General features: G+C 69.3%; 15 protein-coding genes, 1 tRNA gene and 1 other RNA gene. 5 read left to right on the plus strand and 12 right to left on the minus strand.

The window, feature by feature from the left end:
* Both C441_RS00830 and C441_RS00835 read right to left on the minus strand, forming a co-directional pair.
* Positions 1-1006: phospholipase D-like domain-containing protein (locus C441_RS00830; protein ID WP_007273353.1), on the minus strand; the 1006-nt coding region annotated here is incomplete at its 3' end.
* A gap of 123 nt (positions 1007-1129) precedes the next feature.
* Entirely contained in the window at positions 1130-2389 is a 1260-nt protein-coding gene (locus tag C441_RS00835) for a HEAT repeat domain-containing protein (RefSeq protein ID WP_007273354.1), read from the minus strand.
* Positions 2390-2509: 120 nt separating this feature from the next.
* Between C441_RS00835 and C441_RS00840 the strand changes: the two genes are divergently transcribed.
* The 3 genes from C441_RS00840 to C441_RS00850 all read left to right on the plus strand — a co-directional run bounded on the left by C441_RS00840 (position 2510) and on the right by C441_RS00850 (position 5307).
* The gene (locus C441_RS00840) at positions 2510-3274 is read left to right on the plus strand and encodes a carbon-nitrogen hydrolase family protein (RefSeq protein WP_007273355.1); all 765 of its coding nucleotides are present in this window, start codon (positions 2510-2512) and stop codon (positions 3272-3274) included.
* A 63-nt stretch (positions 3275-3337) separates the two neighbouring features.
* Positions 3338-4426: an NADH:flavin oxidoreductase/NADH oxidase gene (locus tag C441_RS00845; RefSeq protein WP_007273356.1), complete on the plus strand. Its 1089-nt coding sequence runs from the start codon at positions 3338-3340 to the stop codon at positions 4424-4426.
* Between the two features lie 74 nt (positions 4427-4500).
* The gene (locus tag C441_RS00850; RefSeq protein WP_007273357.1) at positions 4501-5307 is read left to right on the plus strand and encodes a DUF7547 family protein; all 807 of its coding nucleotides are present in this window, start codon (positions 4501-4503) and stop codon (positions 5305-5307) included.
* A gap of 29 nt (positions 5308-5336) precedes the next feature.
* Here the strand turns inward: C441_RS00850 and C441_RS00855 are convergent, their stop codons facing one another.
* The 3 genes from C441_RS00855 to C441_RS00865 are packed head-to-tail and all read right to left on the minus strand — an operon-like array spanning position 5337 to position 7376.
* Positions 5337-5810 (minus strand): hypothetical protein, encoded by a 474-nt coding sequence (locus C441_RS00855; protein ID WP_007273358.1) that lies wholly within the window; start codon positions 5808-5810, stop codon positions 5337-5339.
* A gap of 40 nt (positions 5811-5850) precedes the next feature.
* The gene (locus tag C441_RS00860) at positions 5851-6225 is read right to left on the minus strand and encodes an OB-fold domain-containing protein (protein ID WP_049918202.1); all 375 of its coding nucleotides are present in this window, start codon (positions 6223-6225) and stop codon (positions 5851-5853) included.
* On the minus strand, positions 6225-7376 hold the full coding sequence (locus C441_RS00865) for a thiolase family protein (RefSeq protein ID WP_007273359.1): 1152 nt from the start codon (positions 7374-7376) through the stop codon (positions 6225-6227). Before C441_RS00865 ends, C441_RS00860 begins: the two co-directional genes overlap by 1 nt.
* Positions 7377-7469: 93 nt before the next feature.
* Here C441_RS00865 and C441_RS00870 point away from each other — a divergent pair, with 93 nt between their 5' ends.
* Both C441_RS00870 and ffs read left to right on the plus strand, forming a co-directional pair.
* Complete coding sequence (locus C441_RS00870; protein WP_007273360.1) at positions 7470-7883, plus strand: DUF7548 family protein; 414 nt, start codon at positions 7470-7472, stop codon at positions 7881-7883.
* A gap of 122 nt (positions 7884-8005) precedes the next feature.
* An RNA gene (ffs, locus tag C441_RS18770) (signal recognition particle sRNA) lies at positions 8006-8317 on the plus strand.
* Between the two features lie 174 nt (positions 8318-8491).
* On the opposite strand, the gene tatA is transcribed toward ffs, so the two are convergent.
* From tatA to C441_RS00905, 7 genes are all read right to left on the minus strand, one after another.
* Entirely contained in the window at positions 8492-8752 is a 261-nt protein-coding gene (tatA, locus tag C441_RS00875; RefSeq protein WP_007273361.1) for a twin-arginine translocase TatA/TatE family subunit, read from the minus strand.
* 109 nt (positions 8753-8861) lie between these two features.
* Positions 8862-9632 carry an SDR family oxidoreductase gene (locus C441_RS00880; protein ID WP_007273362.1) on the minus strand — a complete coding sequence of 257 codons (771 nt, stop codon included), beginning with the start codon at positions 9630-9632 and terminating at the stop codon, positions 8862-8864.
* A gap of 113 nt (positions 9633-9745) precedes the next feature.
* Positions 9746-9816 (minus strand) — tRNA-Gly (locus C441_RS00885).
* A 177-nt stretch (positions 9817-9993) separates the two neighbouring features.
* Positions 9994-11241, minus strand: a complete 1248-nt coding sequence (locus C441_RS00890; RefSeq protein ID WP_007273363.1) for a DUF4382 domain-containing protein — start codon at positions 11239-11241, stop codon at positions 9994-9996.
* Positions 11242-11363: 122 nt separating this feature from the next.
* Positions 11364-12392, minus strand: a complete 1029-nt coding sequence (locus C441_RS00895) for an NAD(P)/FAD-dependent oxidoreductase (RefSeq protein WP_007273364.1) — start codon at positions 12390-12392, stop codon at positions 11364-11366.
* Positions 12393-12526: 134 nt separating this feature from the next.
* On the minus strand, positions 12527-13180 hold the full coding sequence (locus tag C441_RS00900) for a class I SAM-dependent methyltransferase (RefSeq protein WP_007273365.1): 654 nt from the start codon (positions 13178-13180) through the stop codon (positions 12527-12529).
* A 129-nt stretch (positions 13181-13309) separates the two neighbouring features.
* Positions 13310-15436: a type II secretion system F family protein gene (locus C441_RS00905; protein ID WP_007273366.1), complete on the minus strand. Its 2127-nt coding sequence runs from the start codon at positions 15434-15436 to the stop codon at positions 13310-13312.

The following is a 15436-nucleotide window of genomic DNA, read 5'->3' on the forward strand; positions in this document are numbered from 1 at the left end:
CGAACGTGGCCGCGAGGTCGGCCGCGACGGTCGGCGAGCGCGCGACGACGCCCCAGCCGCGGCTCTTTCGCCCGCCCGTCCCCGCGGGCTTCCAGTTTTCGGTCATGACGAGCGCCGCGTCGTCGACGACGGCGTACTTCGGGTGGTGAAACGAGTGGGGGTCGCCGACGACCCGGACCGAGACGCCGGCGTCGGCGAGACGGTCGAGGACGCGCGCGGACCGCCGCGGGAAGCCGCCGACCGGGCTGTCTTCGACCAGTACCGAGACGGCGACACCGCGTTCGCGCGCGGCGACGAGTTCGTCCGCGACGCGCGCGGAGGAGACGACGTAGCCCGCGAGCAGAATCCGCTCGTCGGCCGCCCGGAGCGTCGCTATCGGGCGGTCCGGCGAGTCGGGGAGGACGAACAGCGTCGCGTTCGCGGGGCCGTGGGTCGTGACGTTCCGCCGCGGGAGCGCCCGCGGCCACCACGACCACGCGCCGTCTCGCCGTTCGAGGAGCGCGCCCTCGCGGCTTCGCTCGTAGCTGAGGCGGTCGGCGACGACGCCGTTTCCGCCCTCGCCGTCGTCACCGACGACGCGGAGCGTGACCGTCTCGCCGCCGTTCGCGAGGTCGAGACCGGACGCGACGACGGGGCGGTCGGTCAGGTTCGACGCCGCGGCCGGGTCGGTGGCGACGGCGACCGTGCCGCCGGGCGCGACGAACGAGACGGTCTCCTCGCCGTCGGACAGCGAGAGTTCGGTTCCCGCGGGCGCGGCGACGGCGACGAACTCGCCGCGGTCGTCGGGCGTCGCCGGGTCGGGGAGCGCGGAGACGATGCGCGGTTCGCCCGATGCCGATGGGTCGGCGGTGGTGGTGGGGGCGGTAGAGGCGGTGGTGGGAGTGGCCGAGTCGGTCGCGTCCTCCGTTCCCGGCGCGGCCGCTATCGGCGCGGGGACGACGGCCGCGGCCGCGAGCAGGACGACGAGCGAGGCGGCGAACGCGGCGGTGAGTGGCCGGCGGGACACACCCCGCGGTGGTCGCGTTCGCCTACAAAAACGTTCGCGACCGGGGACTCAGCGCGGGTGACTGCGAGAGAAATGGAACTAAAGGGGACCGCAGAACCGCCGGGGTGCCGCGTCGGTCGCGTCTCAGACGGTCGCTTCGGCCTCGACGTCGTCGCCGAGGAACTCGGCGGCGAGCTCGGCCTCGCGCTGGACGAGGAACGAGCGGTCGTCGGTGTAGCCGGCGGCCGCTTCGAGCGCGTCTTGCGTGCCGATCTGCCGGAGCGCCCACGCGGCGCTGGCGCGGACGGAGTCCACGTCGTCGTCGCCGACGACGTCCGAGAGCGGCTCGACGGCGCGGGTGTCGCCGATGAGGCCGAGCGCGCGCGCGGCGGCCGAACGGACGTTGTCGTTCTCGGTGACGAGCTTGTTCGCGATGGGCTGGGTCGCCTCCTCGGAGCCGATTTCGCCGAGCGCCTTGAACACGACCTTCTGGAGCGCGGGGTCGCTGTCGGTGTCGACGTAGTCGACGAGCATCTCGACGCCCTCCTCGGCGGCCATCTTCCCGATGGCCTTGATGACGCCCTTGTCGCGGCGCTTGGCCTGCCCCTCGATGGTCTCGTAGGCGCGGTCGTCGTTCATCCGCGTGAACGCCTCGATGCAGTACTCCTGCATGAAGTCGGACTGGAAGCTCTCGAAGGCGAGGGCAATCATCTCGACGTTGCCGCGCTTTTCGTGTTCCTTCAGCGCCGACAGCTCCGGCGGGTAGTCCTTGTAGTGGCCGAGCACGTCGTAGAAGCCCTGCACTTGGAGCTTCTCTCGCGTTTCGAGGTCGTCCCACTCCTGGGCGTCGTCGAGGCCGTCCGCGAGGCCGTCGGCGACCCCGATGAGGTCCGCGATGGTCTCCGCGTCCTCGTCGGCGTCGAGGTCGGCGGCTTCGACGGCCGCGATGGCGTCGTCGACGGCGGCGGTCAGCGCGTCCTCGTCGTCGCCGTCGACCGAGACGCCCGCGTCGAGCACGCCGTTGAACTCGTCGGCGAACGTCTCGACCGCGGCGACGATTTCGCCTTCGCCCTGCTCGGTCCACCGGGTGTCCGTAATCGTGGACTTGGCTTCTTCGAGCGTCTCGACGGCGTCTTCGGCGTAGGGGCCGCGCTGGGATTCGAGGTCGTCGCGCAGGTCGGACAGGCGCGACTCGAGCTCCTCGGCGGGGTCCTCTTCGTCTTCGTCGTCCGGTTCGGGCAGGTCCGCGGCCTCCACGTCGGCCTCGATGCCGTCGAGCGTGGCCTCGACCTCGTCGAGGTCGGCTTCGGTCTCGGCCGCGTCGAGAGCCTCCTCGGCCTCGGTCAGGCGCTCGTCGAAGCTCTCGGGCGAGAGTTCTGTCGTATCGTCGTCCCCGTCACTCATATGCCGGAAGTCCGTTCGACTGTAAAAAGAGCGTTTCCCTTCGCTCCGCGTCTCCGGACCGGGGACCGACCGTCGATTCCATCCGGGTCACTTTTTCTCGACCCGCCCGTTCCACCGAGCGTGACCGGTCCAACCATCGCCGTGCCACAGCGCGCCGCGTTCGACCTCGACCCGGCGCGAAACGAGGCGGACGTGCGCGCCCGCGCCGCCGACCTCCCCGAGTCGGTCGATGTCGCGCTGTTCTCCGAGTACGCGCTCACGGGGTTCGTCGCCGACACTCGCGCGTTCAGCGGCGCGATACCTCGGGAGCGCGCGACCGACTTCCTCGCCTCGGTCGCCGCCGAAAACGCGTTCGACGTGCTCGCGGGCTACCTCGAACGCGACGGCGAGACGCTCTACAACGCGGCCGCCTACGTCCGCCCCGACGGCTCGGCGACCGTCTACCGCAAGCGACACCTCTGGGGCGGCGAGGCCGCGGTCGTCACGCCGGGCGACGAACTTGTCGTCGCGGACACGCCCGCGGGACGGACGGGACTCCTCACCTGCTACGACCTGAACTTCGTCGGCGACAGCGCCGCGCTGACCGACGAGCGAGTCGACGCCCTGTTCGTCGTCGGCGCGTGGCCCGCCGCCCACTCGACGAACTGGCGACTGCTCTGTCGCGCCCGCGCCCTCGACGGGGTCCGATGGCTCGTCGGCGCGAACCGGACGGGAAGCGGGTCGATTTCGGGGACTGCGGGCACGGAGTACGCGGGTCGCTCGCTCGTCGTCAGGCCCGACGGCGTCGTCGCGGCGGCGCTGAACCGCGGCGAGCGCGACCTCGTCTGGACGCTCGACCGCGACCTGCTCGCCGAACAGCGCGCGTTCGTCGGGTCGGTAGAGTAGCCGGAACCGGACTGCATCACCGGAACCGAGGGGGGTTTTTCCGCCCCCGCCCAATCGGGGTCGATGACGGACACGCTCTTTACGCCGCTTTCGCTCCGCGAGACGGAGGTCCGAAACCGAATCATGGTCTCGCCGATGTGCCAGTACTCCTCGACCGACGGCTTCGCCGAGGACTGGCATCTCGTCCACCTCGGCAGTCGCGCCGTCGGCGGCGCGGGCATCGTGATGTCCGAGGCGACGGCCGTCTCCCCCGAGGGGCGCATCACGCCGAACGACCTCGGCATCTGGTCGGACGACCACGTCGAGAAGCTCAGCCAGATAACCTCGTTCGTCTCGTCGATGGGAAGCACGCCGGCCGTCCAACTCGCCCACGCGGGCCGGAAGGCGAGCAAGTCCCGGCCGTGGGAGGGAAGCGAGCCGGTCGCGCCCGAAGGCGGCGGGTGGACAACCGTCGCACCCAGCGACGCGCCGTGGCCCTACGAGGGCGAGGCCCCGCCGACTCGAAAGCTATCGACCGACGGCATCGCGGGCGTCGTCGACGACTTCCGCGCCGCGGCCGAGCGCGCCCTCGACGCCGGCTTCGAAATCGCCGAGGTTCACGCGGCCCACGGCTACCTCCTCCACGAGTTCCTCTCGCCGGTCACGAACCGGCGCGACGACGAGTACGGCGGTTCGTTCGAGAACCGCACGCGGCTCGTCCGCGAGGTCACGGAAGCGGTCCGCGAGGTCTGGCCCGACGACAAGCCCGTCTTCGTCCGCATCTCGGCGACCGACTGGCTGGACGACCGCGAGTCGTGGGACATCGAGCAGTCGGTCCGCCTCGCGGCCGCCCTCGACGACCTCGGCGTCGACCTCGTCGACGTGAGCGCCGGCGGCATCCACCCCGACCAGCGGATTCCGAACACCGGCCCCGGCTATCAGATTCCCTTCGCGGAGGTCATCCGCGAGGAGACCGACGCGACGGTCGGCGCGGTCGGCGGCATCCGAACCGCGCGCCACGCCGACGAGGTCGTCCGAAACGGCCGGGCCGACCTCGCCATCGTCGGCCGCGAGCACCTCTACGACCCGTACTTCGCGCTCCACGCCGCGGACGAACTCGCCGCAGACGCGGAGTGGCCGCCGCAGTACCAGCGCGCCGTCCCGCGTCGGTAAGGAAGCGACTCTCGGACCGAACTGATTTTCCACTCCCTCGAACGCTTATCCCCGCGGCGGCCCAACCGTGGCCCATGAGCGACCGACGACGCGACGACGACATCCTCGACTTACTCGACGAACTCGGGGACACACTCGACGAACTCGGCGCGGAACTCCGCGAGGAGCGCGACCGCAACCGGGGCCGCGACCGCGGCCGACGCGTCACCGGCGACGACCGATTTCGGCCCCCGCGTCCCCCGACGTTCGGCGAGGTCCTGCGGTTCACCGAGTCGTACACCATCCCGACGGTCATCGCCGTCCTCGAAGCGACTATCGCCTCTCTCGAACTGCTCCGCCGCCTCATGCGGGTTTCCGACCCCGGCCGCGCGATGGAAGACGCCCGAGGCGAGACGGAGTCCCGGATGCGAAACGTCCCGAAGAGCGCCGTCTCCGGCGTCGACCGCGCCCTCGACGAACTCAGAAACGCGCTCTCGGAGGCCGACTTGCCCTCGAACCCCGAGGCTCGGGACGTGATGGACCGCGCCCGCTCGCTGGCCGACGAACTCGACGCCCGAATCACCGAGGCCGAACGCGAGCGGACCTCCCGCGAGCGCCGCTGGCGCGAGGACGAGCGCACGTTCGAATCCGAGTGGCAACGGCGCGACGAGAGCCGGCGCTCCCGCGACGAAACGCCCTCCCGCGACCCCGAACCGGTCGGCACGGGGCCGGTCCGAATCGACGTGACCGAGGAGGCCGACCCGGACGTCGACGACGGCGGGAGCGGCGAGCCGACCGTCGACGTCGACGCCGAACTGGAGTCGATTAAGCGCGAAGTGAAAGGCGACGACGAGGGCGACGGAACCGACGCGGACGCGGGCGACGAACCGAGCGACCGCTGAGCGCGGCACCCCCGAGCTCTGCGTTCGACTCAGCGCGTCGGTCGCACGGCCACGCGGACCACGTCGCCGACCCACGCCGAAAGCCCGAGGAGCGCGCCGCCCGCGCCGCCGGCCACGAGGACGGGCGTGAACTGCACGCCGCTGACGAGGACGAAAAGCGCGAACAGAAGCGAGATGACGCCGACGAGCGCCAGCGCCGCCGCCGCGCCGAGTCGCCACCACGCGAGGTCGGTCGCCTTCGAAGTCTCGCGGACGACTCGGGCCACGCCCGCGGCGACGACGCCGAGGCCGACGAGATAGGCGGCGAACAGCACGTCGTAGCCCGCACCCGCGGACCCGAACGCGACTTCGAGGGCGTCGAAGCCGACGACGAGCAGGTACGTCGGCAGTTGGAGCGGTTGGAACTGGACGCCGTAGCCGAGGCCGTACAGCCCGGCCAGTACCGCCGTGGCGACCGCCGCGTCGCGCGCGAAGGAGACGGAGACGCCGCTGGTGCGGTTCATACCCGAGATAGAAGGTGTAGTTATATCAACACTCGCCCGCTCAGAGCGGTTCGAAGCGGTAGCCGTCCCACTCTTGACTCGCGGGCTCGCGGATGCCCGCGCCGGGCTCGCGGAGTTCCTCGCAGTAGACCGGTCGCACCTCGTCGCCGATGTCGACCTCGTCCTCACCAGTGACCTGCCCGATTGCGCGGACGGGTTCGCCGTCCACGTCGAACTCGACGATGGCGAGCGTGTTGGGCTGGCGGACGCCCGGCGGCGTCGCCGTCGATTTCGTCCACGTCAGCACCGTCGCCGTGTAGTCGCTGAGGTCGACCGTGCCGACCGGCTCCTCGCCGCCGGGGCCGACCGGGTGGCCGGGGTAGGTGATGCTCCCGTCGGGGTAGCGGTACGCCTCCATTGGGGGATTGTCGGACATTATCGGGACTCCATGATGGTCGTGGTCACGCAGTTGCCGAAGCCGCCGACGTTGCACGCGAGGCCCACGTCGGCGTCGACCTGCCGCTCGCCTGCGTCACCGATGAGCTGTTTGTAAATCTCGTACACCTGCGCGACGCCCGAGGCCCCGAGGGGGTGGCCCTTCGACTTCAGGCCGCCGGACGTGTTGATGGGGAGGTCGCCGTCGCGGTCGGTGACGCCCTCGTCGACGGCCTTCCAGCCCTCGCCCTTCTCGAAGAAGCCGAGGTCCTCCGACTGGAGGAACTCGAGGATGGTGAACATGTCGTGGAGTTCGGCCACCTCGATGTCGTCGGGTTCGAGGTCGGCCATCTCGTAGGCGATTTCCGAGGAGTTGACGACGCCGCCCATCGTGGTCGGGTCGGCGCGCTCGTGGACGACGTGGGTGTCGGTCGCGCCGCCGATGCCGGAGATGACGGCGTAGTCGTCGGTGTACTCGCGGGCGACCGACTCGGGGCAGAAGACGAGCGCCGCCGAGCCGTCGGTGATGGGACAGAAGTCGTAGAGGCGAAGCGGGTCGGCGACGACCGGCGAGTCGAGGACGGTGTCGAGGTCGACCTCCTTGCGGAACTGGGCGTGGGGGTTGTCCACGCCGTTTTTGTGGTTCTTGACGGCGACCTTTCCGAGCGACTCCCGGGGGGCGTCGTAGGTGTCGAGGTAGAGCCGGGCGGTCAGCCCCGCGAAGGAGGGAAGCGTCACGCCGTGTTTGTACTCCACCGGGTGGGTCAGCGAGGCGATGACGTCCGTCGCCTCGGCGGTCGAGCGGTGGGTCATCTTCTCGCCGCCGACGAGCATCGTCATGTCGGACGCGCCGGAGGCGACGGACTGCCACGCGGCGTAGACGCCCGCGCCGCCGGACGAGGAGGTCTGGTCGATTCGGGCGGTGTAGGCGGGCATCGCCGCGAGGTCGTGGGCGAGGGCGTTCGGCACGCCCGTCTGGCCCTCGAACTCGCCGCTCGCCATGTTCGAGACGTAGAGGTGCTCGATTTCGTCGGGCGAGACGTCGGCGTCCGCGAGCGCGGCCTGCCCCGCCTCCGCGAGCAGTTCGCGAATCCACGCGTCCCGCTGGCCGAACTGGGTCATCGATGCACCGATAATCGCTACGCGGTCCATACGCGCACGTCGTCGCACCGCGATTTAAAACCGGACAATCCCTCGCCGACACGTCTCAAACCGTTTATCAGGCGGTCGCCCGAACGACCGGCCATGGACGCCGAACGCCTCGCGCCGACGGTCGGAATCGTCGGCGCGCTGCTGCTCGCACTCGCCATCGCGATTCCCGCCGTCACCGTCGAGGCCGGGGACGGACAGGTGGCCGCCTACTACGCCGCGGGCCCGGTCGGCATCTCGTTCGTCGGGATGCTCGCGCTCCTCGAAACCGTCGTCTTCCTCTCGGGCAGACAGGAGCGGACCGACCCGGCGACGGCCGCCGGACTCGCCTTCGTGCTCTCGCTTTCGATGCTCGGCGTCGCCGCGCTGTGGTCGTTCTCCATCGACCAGACGCTCCTGTTCAGCTTCGACCAGCAGTACTCGTGGCTCACCTACCACCGCTGGTCCGTCGTGGCCGCCGCGTTCGTCACGTTCCTCGGCGGCGCGTGGTACGCCCGCGGCGTGTTGTAAGCCGACCCGACGGAACGGAAACCGACTTCTCGCGGGCGCGCCGCGTCGAAGCACCCCGACGGTGTCCCCCGATTTTCCCGCCTCCGAGTCGAAAGGCCCTTAACAGTCGGTGGACAATGAGGGAGTGGACTAGGTCGGGCAGTTAGGCCCTGCTCTCTACCCGCGAAATAGGTCTTCAGCGGGGACCGAACACGGGCGCGTCCGGTCAGACCGGCGCGGGCCCCGGAAGCCAACGTAGAAACCTCGTCCTTCGGGGACAGCGGCTCCGCGTACCCCTTCCGCAGGGAAGGGTTCGCGCGGTTCATCGGTGGTACCCCGCCAGGCGCGGAAGCGAGCAGCGGACCATCGGACGTGCGTCGCTCGAGGGATCGCGGGGTGGAGGAGGCAACCGGGATTCCCCACGTCGGAACGCCGGGCAACCTCGCTGTCCACCCATTCATACCTCATTCGGTTACTCGCCGACCGACCGGTCTCTCGGTCGCGGACTCGACGCTCCGAGTCACCGAAGTCGTGTTCTCGCCGACATCGAGCGCGCGCGAGCGACCGCCGACTGTCGGCACTCGCCGGGCGTGAAATAGCATAAGGGGTCTGTTTCCCCGGAGAGGCGTTTACTGTTTGTTCTCGGCTTCCGTCTCGGTCGCCTCGGCCTCGTCTTCTTCCTCGTCGTCGCTCTCGCCCCCTTCTGCGCCCTTCTTTAGTTCCTCTTCGATTTCCTCGCGGCCGCGGCGGAACTCGCCCATCGCCTGCCCCGACGACCGGGCCAGTTGGGGGAGTTTGTTCGCGCCGAACAGGAGGACGACGATGAGCAGGACGATGAGCAGTTCTGGGCCGCCCGGGAGTCCGGGGAACAGCGGAATGGAATCCAGCATTACGTTCGGTTACGTTCGGGGGGAAGATAAGACAGACGGTCCGCGGTGGTTCGTCGAATCCGTCGCAGTCCGCGTGTTTCGCTCGGACCACCACGACGTCACGCCCGCGTCACCGCCAACTGGTCCAGCCGCCGTCGACGACGATGGACTCGCCGGTGACGTACTTCGAGAGGTCGCTGGCGAGGAACACCGCCACGCCGGCCACGTCGTCCGGTTCGCCCTGCCGACCGAGCGGAATCATCGCGGTCAACTGCGCCATCTGCTCCTCGCTGGTCTCTTCGGCCCCCTCGGGACCGATTTTCGTCTTGATAGCGCCGGGGTGAATCGCGTTCACCCGGACGCCGTCGCCGCCGAGGCCGTGGGCGAGCGAGTACGAGAGCGTCCGAACGGCCCCCTTCGACGCGCTGTACGACGGGTAGTTGCCGTTGCCGAAGATGCCGTTGACGCTGGAGACGTTGATGATGCTCCCTCCGCCGGACTCGACCATCCGCGTCGCGGCCGCCTGCGCCCCGAAGTACACGCCCTTCAGGTTGATGTCCATCATCTGTTGGAACTCGGCTTCGGTGACTTCGAGGAACTCCTCGGGTCGCCAGATGCCGGCGTTGTTCACCATCACGTCCACGCCGCCGAACGCCTCGGCGGCGTCCATCGCCGCCTCGAACGCGGCCGGGTCGGTCACGTCGAGTTCGACGTACGTCGCCGACGAGTCGGTGTCCGACTCGATTTGCTCGTGGGTCGGCGCGCCGCCCTCCTTCGGGTCTTCGCGGATGTCGCAGACCACCACGTCAGCGCCCTCCTCGGCGTAGGCCAGCGCGATTCCCCGTCCGATTCCTGAGCTACCGCCGGTTACGACCGCGACGCGGCCGTCGAGCAGACTCATGTGTGACACACCTCACACGAATATGGTGGGAACGATAGTTAAGGATAGCCGCCGATTCCGACGGGGTGAGAGTCGCTGAATGCTCTCCGCGGCGAGTAGCGGTTCGGAGAAGATGCACCGGCTGGGAATCGAACCCAGATAATTGGCTTGGAAGGCCAATGTCTTACCATTAGACCACCGGTGCTCGTTTCATTCGCACCGTGCATCGACGGACTCCGTCCGTCTCAACACCTGTGCTCGCTCGCTTCGCTCGCTCGCACCGAGCCTCGGCCTCGCTTCGCTCGGCCGAGATACCGGTGCGCGCGAACGCCGCGTCTATCCCTTCATTCTCGACGCCCCAATAAGGATGTTACCTTTTCGGTCAGGCGGCGAGGGAGGTCGATTCGCCGCCCTCGGCGGGGTTGTCGGGGGCGCTCCCGACGACTTCGAACTCGAACTCGGTCTCGGTTTCCGCCTCCCCGTCGACGGCGACCACCGTCACGTCCCGCTCGCCGGGGATGGCGACGCCTAACTCGCCGTCGGCGTCGGTGGTTCCGGCGGTCTCGCCGTTTATCGTCACCGTCGCGTTCTCCACGGGCGTCCCGTTCCGCGTGACGACGACCGTCGCGTTCTCGCCGGCGGAGACGTTCCCGTCGAAGCTCACGGTGAGGTTGCCCTCGGCGTCGGTTTCGGCGCGCTCGCCGTCGTCGCCGGTCTCGTTCTCGGCCGCTTCGACCCCGGCGTTCGCGTCTGCCTCGGCCTCTGCCTCAGCTTCGGCGTCCGCGTCGGCCGTCTCCTCCGCGCCGACCGTCGTAATCGGGACGTTCGTCCCCGACTCGCTCACGACGGGCTTGAGGACGTACTTCCCGCTCCCTCCCGCCTCGAACGCGGTGATGTCGAAGACGAAGTCCACGGACTCGCCGTTGCCGACTTCGAAGTCCGTGTTGAGCTGGAGCTTGTTGCTCGGGAGCTTCACGTCGACCTGTTCGCCGGTCTTCAGCGTCCCGTTCACGTCGCTCACCTGCACGAAGACCTTCGTGTAGTTCCCTTCGGGGACGTCGTACTCGCCGACGAGACTCGCGTTCTCGCCCTGTAGCTCGGTCAGGTCGACGGTCGCGTCGTCGACCTCGTAGGTGACGCTCGACTCGCCTTCGGCCGCGTCGGTGTCGTTCGCGTCGGCCGGTTCTTCGGTCTCAGCGTCGGCGTCGGCATCAGCGTCGGCGCCGACCGACCCGTTGGTCGAGGCGGACCCGTTCGTCGTGTTCGCCGTCGCGTTGGCTTCGATTTCTACCTCGACACTCGCGTTCGCCTCCGCGTCGGCGTCGGTCGCGGCGTCGGTATCAGTTTCGGCGTCGGTTTCTGTCTCAGTCTCGGTTTCCGCGTCGCCGCCGTCGGCTTCGGCTTCCGCGTCACCGTCCGCGCGGACGAGCGTCACGCGCTCGATGGTGACGTTGAGGTGTTCGAAGTCCGCGATGGCGTTCTGCTCGTCGCTCACGTAGAAGTTCACGGTCCCGGTCCGGGCCGCGTCGCCGCCGTCGGACGACGCGGTCGTCGTCGCGTCGGCGCTCCCGTCTGTCTGCGTCTCGGTCATCGTGCCGGCCCCGCCCGCACAGCCGGCCAGTACGACCATGAGCGCGAGCAGGACAGTCGCAAGTCCAGTACGTTTCATCGTGGGAGACCGTACTGGCCGAGAGAACTTTAGAAGGGTGTTCGTACGCTTCGGTTTTCACCGAATTTCGCCGAATTACGGCCTCAGTCGTCCGCGTGCGACTCGTTGAACCGTTTCGCCTTGTCGAGCAGGCCGGGCGAGATGCCGGGCACGTCGTCGACGCTCACCGCGCCCTCGGCGCGAATCTCGTCGAGGCTCTTGGGGAACTCGCGGAGTTCCATGTGGACGGCGATGCCCGCTTTCGCGCCCTTGCCCATCGCCACCGGAATCTGGTTGTGACCGGGGGTGATGTCTCCGACCGCGAACACGCCGTCGACGCTGGTCCGGCCGTGGTCGTCCACGGGGACCGTCCCGTCGTCGTCGAGGTCCACGTCGAGCGCCTCGAACAGCGTCGTGTTGTAGTTCGAGCCGTACATGGCGAAGCCGCCTTTGTACTCGCGGACGCTCCCGTCTTCGAACTCGAAGCTCTCCAGCCAGCCGTCGTCGCGCTTCGTCATGCCCGAAATCTCCTCCTCGACGATGTCGACGGGGTGCGCGCGGACGAGTTCGTCCGTCTCCTCGGACCACGTCGGCTCGTCGCCGCGAAGTAGCAGGTCCACCTCGTCGGTGAAGTTGAGCATTATCATGGCGACGTAGGCCGCCGAGTCGGAGTGGCCCATCACGTACACCGACTCGTCGACGAACATGTAGGCGTCGCAGTGGAGGCAGTAGTGCAGGCCCTTGCCGGTGCGGGGAAGCGGCGGGTCGGGCCGCTCGTCGTTGAAGCCGACGCCGAGGACAACGCGGTCGGCGACGAACTCGCCCTCGTTACCGACGAGGCGGAACCGACCGTCGTCCAACCGCTCCGCGTCGGTCACGAAGTCGCGGTGGATGTCGGTCCCGTAGTCTTCGAGCTGGCCGCGCGCGGTTTCGAGGAACTCGTTGCCGGAGACGTCCTCGGTGACGCCGATGACGTTGTGCGTGTCGAGCATCATGGCCGCGCGGCCGCCGCCGCGGTCAACGAGCGCGGTGTCGTGGCCCAGTCGCGTCGTGTAGAGCGCGGTCTGAAGCCCCGCCGGGCCGCCCCCCACGACGACAACCTCGTACTCCCGTGGTTCGTTGGTCTCGGTCATACACGGGCATTCGTCGCGGCGCTCTTAAGCCCACATCACCTGTGCGCGGCCGGCATCCACCCGAACCGTGATAGCAAGCGGCACGATTCCGTCCGGCGTCCGAAACCGTCCGCACCTCTCAGCGCCCGCGCCCTTCAGTTTCCGGCGACGACGGCGTAGCAGTTCCCGCTCGAAACCGTCGATTCGACCACCGAGAGGTCGCTCGCGTCGAGGTCGGCGTCGAACTCGTCGGGCGCGTAGATGTGGTAAAATCGGGGGACCGTCTCGCCGCCGGGGAGCGTCCAATCGACCGTCGTGTCGAACCCGTCCTCGCGGTCGAACGTGTCGTGGGCGGTGCTCCACGCGCTGACGACCGCGCGGCCGTCGGCGCCGAGCACGCGCGCGAGTTCGTTCAGGCTGGCGACGCGCGCCGCCCGCGGCGCGAGGTGGTGAATCGTCGCCACGTACACCGCGAGGTCGAAGGCGTCGTCGTCGAAGGGGAGCCGCGAGGCGTCGCCCTGCACGAGTCCGGCGTCGAAGCCGCGTTCGGCCGCCCGCGCGACCGCCTCGTCGAGGAGGCCGCGGCTCACGTCGAGACCGACGACGTCCTCGGCGTGCCCGGAGAGGAGTTCGACGTGCCGGCCGTTTCCACAGCCGAGGTCGAGCGCGCGGTCGGCCGGCCCCAACTCGGTCGCGTCGGCGACGAACGACTCGACTTCGGGCCACGGGTACTCGCGGGTCGACGCGAAGTGCGACGCGATGCGGTCGTACGTCTCGCGGACCCCGTCTCGGGGTTCGTCTCCGTCCATGCCGGTCGGTCGGGGCGGCGGGACAAAGACCGCACGGGTCGCGGGCGACCAGCGCCGGCGGCGGAACGCGGCTTCGACCCGGCGACTGCGGGGGGCGCGGGAGACGCGAGAGGCACAGGAGCCGGGGCGTCAGATGAACATGAACATCACGTAGGTGATGACGAGCAGGACGACGGCGTGTTTGACGCCGTCGGCGACCTGTCCCTCACCGAGCTGTCCGGCGACGAGGCCGGAGCAGAGCCCCTGAATCGCCGTGACGTGGAAGAACAACAGCGTGTACGAGGCCGTGTTTACGTCCCGGAGACCGGAGAACGTGCCCGAGCTGACGCCCGCGACGTCGCCGGAGCCGACGGCACCGGCGCTGGCCTGCTCGACCGCGGGGATGAACGACACCGTCAGCGCGGCGACGATACCGAGGAAGACGAGAAACGAGATGTAGATGACGAGGAGGTAGGTGACCATCTCCTGGTTCCGCTCGCGGGCGAGGCGGCGGCTGTCTTGGGCCTCGTTGGCCGCGATGCGGAGCACGGGCGCGAGGTCGCCGCTGGCGCTCATCGCGTTGGCGATGAGCGTCACCGACCGCGACACCATCGGGCTGGCCGTCCGGCGGTCCATCCGCCGGAGCGCGGTCTGGGCGTCGGCCCCCCAGTCGATGTCGCGGACGACGCGCTCGACCTCGTCGCCGAGCGGTCCGAGGTCCGACGCCGACACCCGGCGGAGGCTCTGGACGACCGTCAGGCCGGCCTCGTTGACGCTGGCGAGGCGGTCGAGGAAGTCGGGCATACTCTGCTCGATGGTGCGAATCCGGCGCTTACGCACCTCGTACAGCGCCGCGACGACGACGAGCGCGCCGACTGCGGCCTCGACGACGTGTTGGTCCGCCGCGCCGGCGACGTCGAGTATCGTGGGGTCCGCGGGGAGCGTGGTCCGGAGCGCGACCCAGACCAGCCCCAGCGGGACGGTGAGCGCGAGCGTGGCGAGCGGCTTGCGTCCGAGGCTATCGAGCGGGCGCTCGAACCAGTCGCGAACCGCGCGGAAGCGGTCGTAGGCGGCGAGTCGCTCGCGGTTCGCGCCCCACGGGTCGCCTCGGAGGTCGGTCTCGCCGCCGTCGGTCTCAGCCGGCCCCTCGCCGCCGGCGATTGCGCCGATGCGGCGAGCCGAGTCGCTCGCGGTGTCAGCCCCGTCGTCCGCGACCGTCGCGCCCCGGAGCGACTCGGTGATGCTGTCGATGTAGACGACGAACCCGAAACTCGCCAGCGGGATGCCGACGTAGCCGACGATGCGGATGAGCGTCAGCGTGTCCGCGAGGACGAGGCCGATGACGACGAGGACGGTGATGAAAAACAGCGGGCCGGCGACGAGGACGGTGACGTACACCTCCGCGAACGTCGAAAGCAGGTCGAGGTACTGCTGTTGTTGGGCCTCCGCCTCCGCCTGAAACCGCTCGTACTGCTCTTGGAGGAACGACGAGAGGTTGCGGCCGCTCCCGAGGACGCTCGCGAGGTTCTCGGCGAACTCTTCGAGGCTCGGACTCGGCGTCCGCGTGGCCATCGACTGGAGGGCCGTGAGCACGTCGGTGCCGAAGGCGTCCATGTCGCGGACGACGATGCCGACCTCGCGCGCCGCCTCGCCGTAGATGGCCTCGTTTCGGGCCAGCGTCTCCAGCACCTTCGGGAACGGCATCCCCGACCGCGACAGCGCGAAGACGAACGCGACCGTCCGCGGGAGCGTCGCCTCGATCTCCGACGAGCGGGTCCGCGCCCGCTCGGTGAGGACGTACCACCGACCCCAGTAGACGCCGAGCGCGAGGAGCGTCCCGAGCGTCGCGCTCGAAAGCAGGAGCGCGAGAAACAGGTCGCGGAGCGGGAGCGCCTGAATGCTCGTGAGGCCGCCGAGGAAGCCGAGCGGGGCGGGGAGGACCTCACGAATCGTCTCGGACTGGACGGCGAGGGTGTCGAGCGTCGCGGCGGCGAGGTAGACGCCGAAGACGCTCCCGGTGACGCCGAAGACGCTCGCCATGAGGAGCGTCCGCGAGGCGTACACCCGGTGCGTGACGCTCACGTGCGCCGCCCGCAGTTGGTTTCGTTGTCCCCTGCGCCGGGGGTTCTCGTTGGCGACGTAGAACCCGAAGACGGAGAGCGCGACCCGCGAGACGAGGAGGTCGGCGGCGCGGCTCACCGGCGACAGGACGACGGGGAGGACGAGGAGGACGGCGAGGAAGAGCGGAAGCAGGAACAGCGACTGCGCGGCGGCCAT

Origin of the sequence: Haloferax sulfurifontis ATCC BAA-897, assembly GCF_000337835.1 — an archaeon.
In the GTDB taxonomy this organism is placed as follows: Archaea; Halobacteriota; Halobacteria; order Halobacteriales; family Haloferacaceae; genus Haloferax; species Haloferax denitrificans.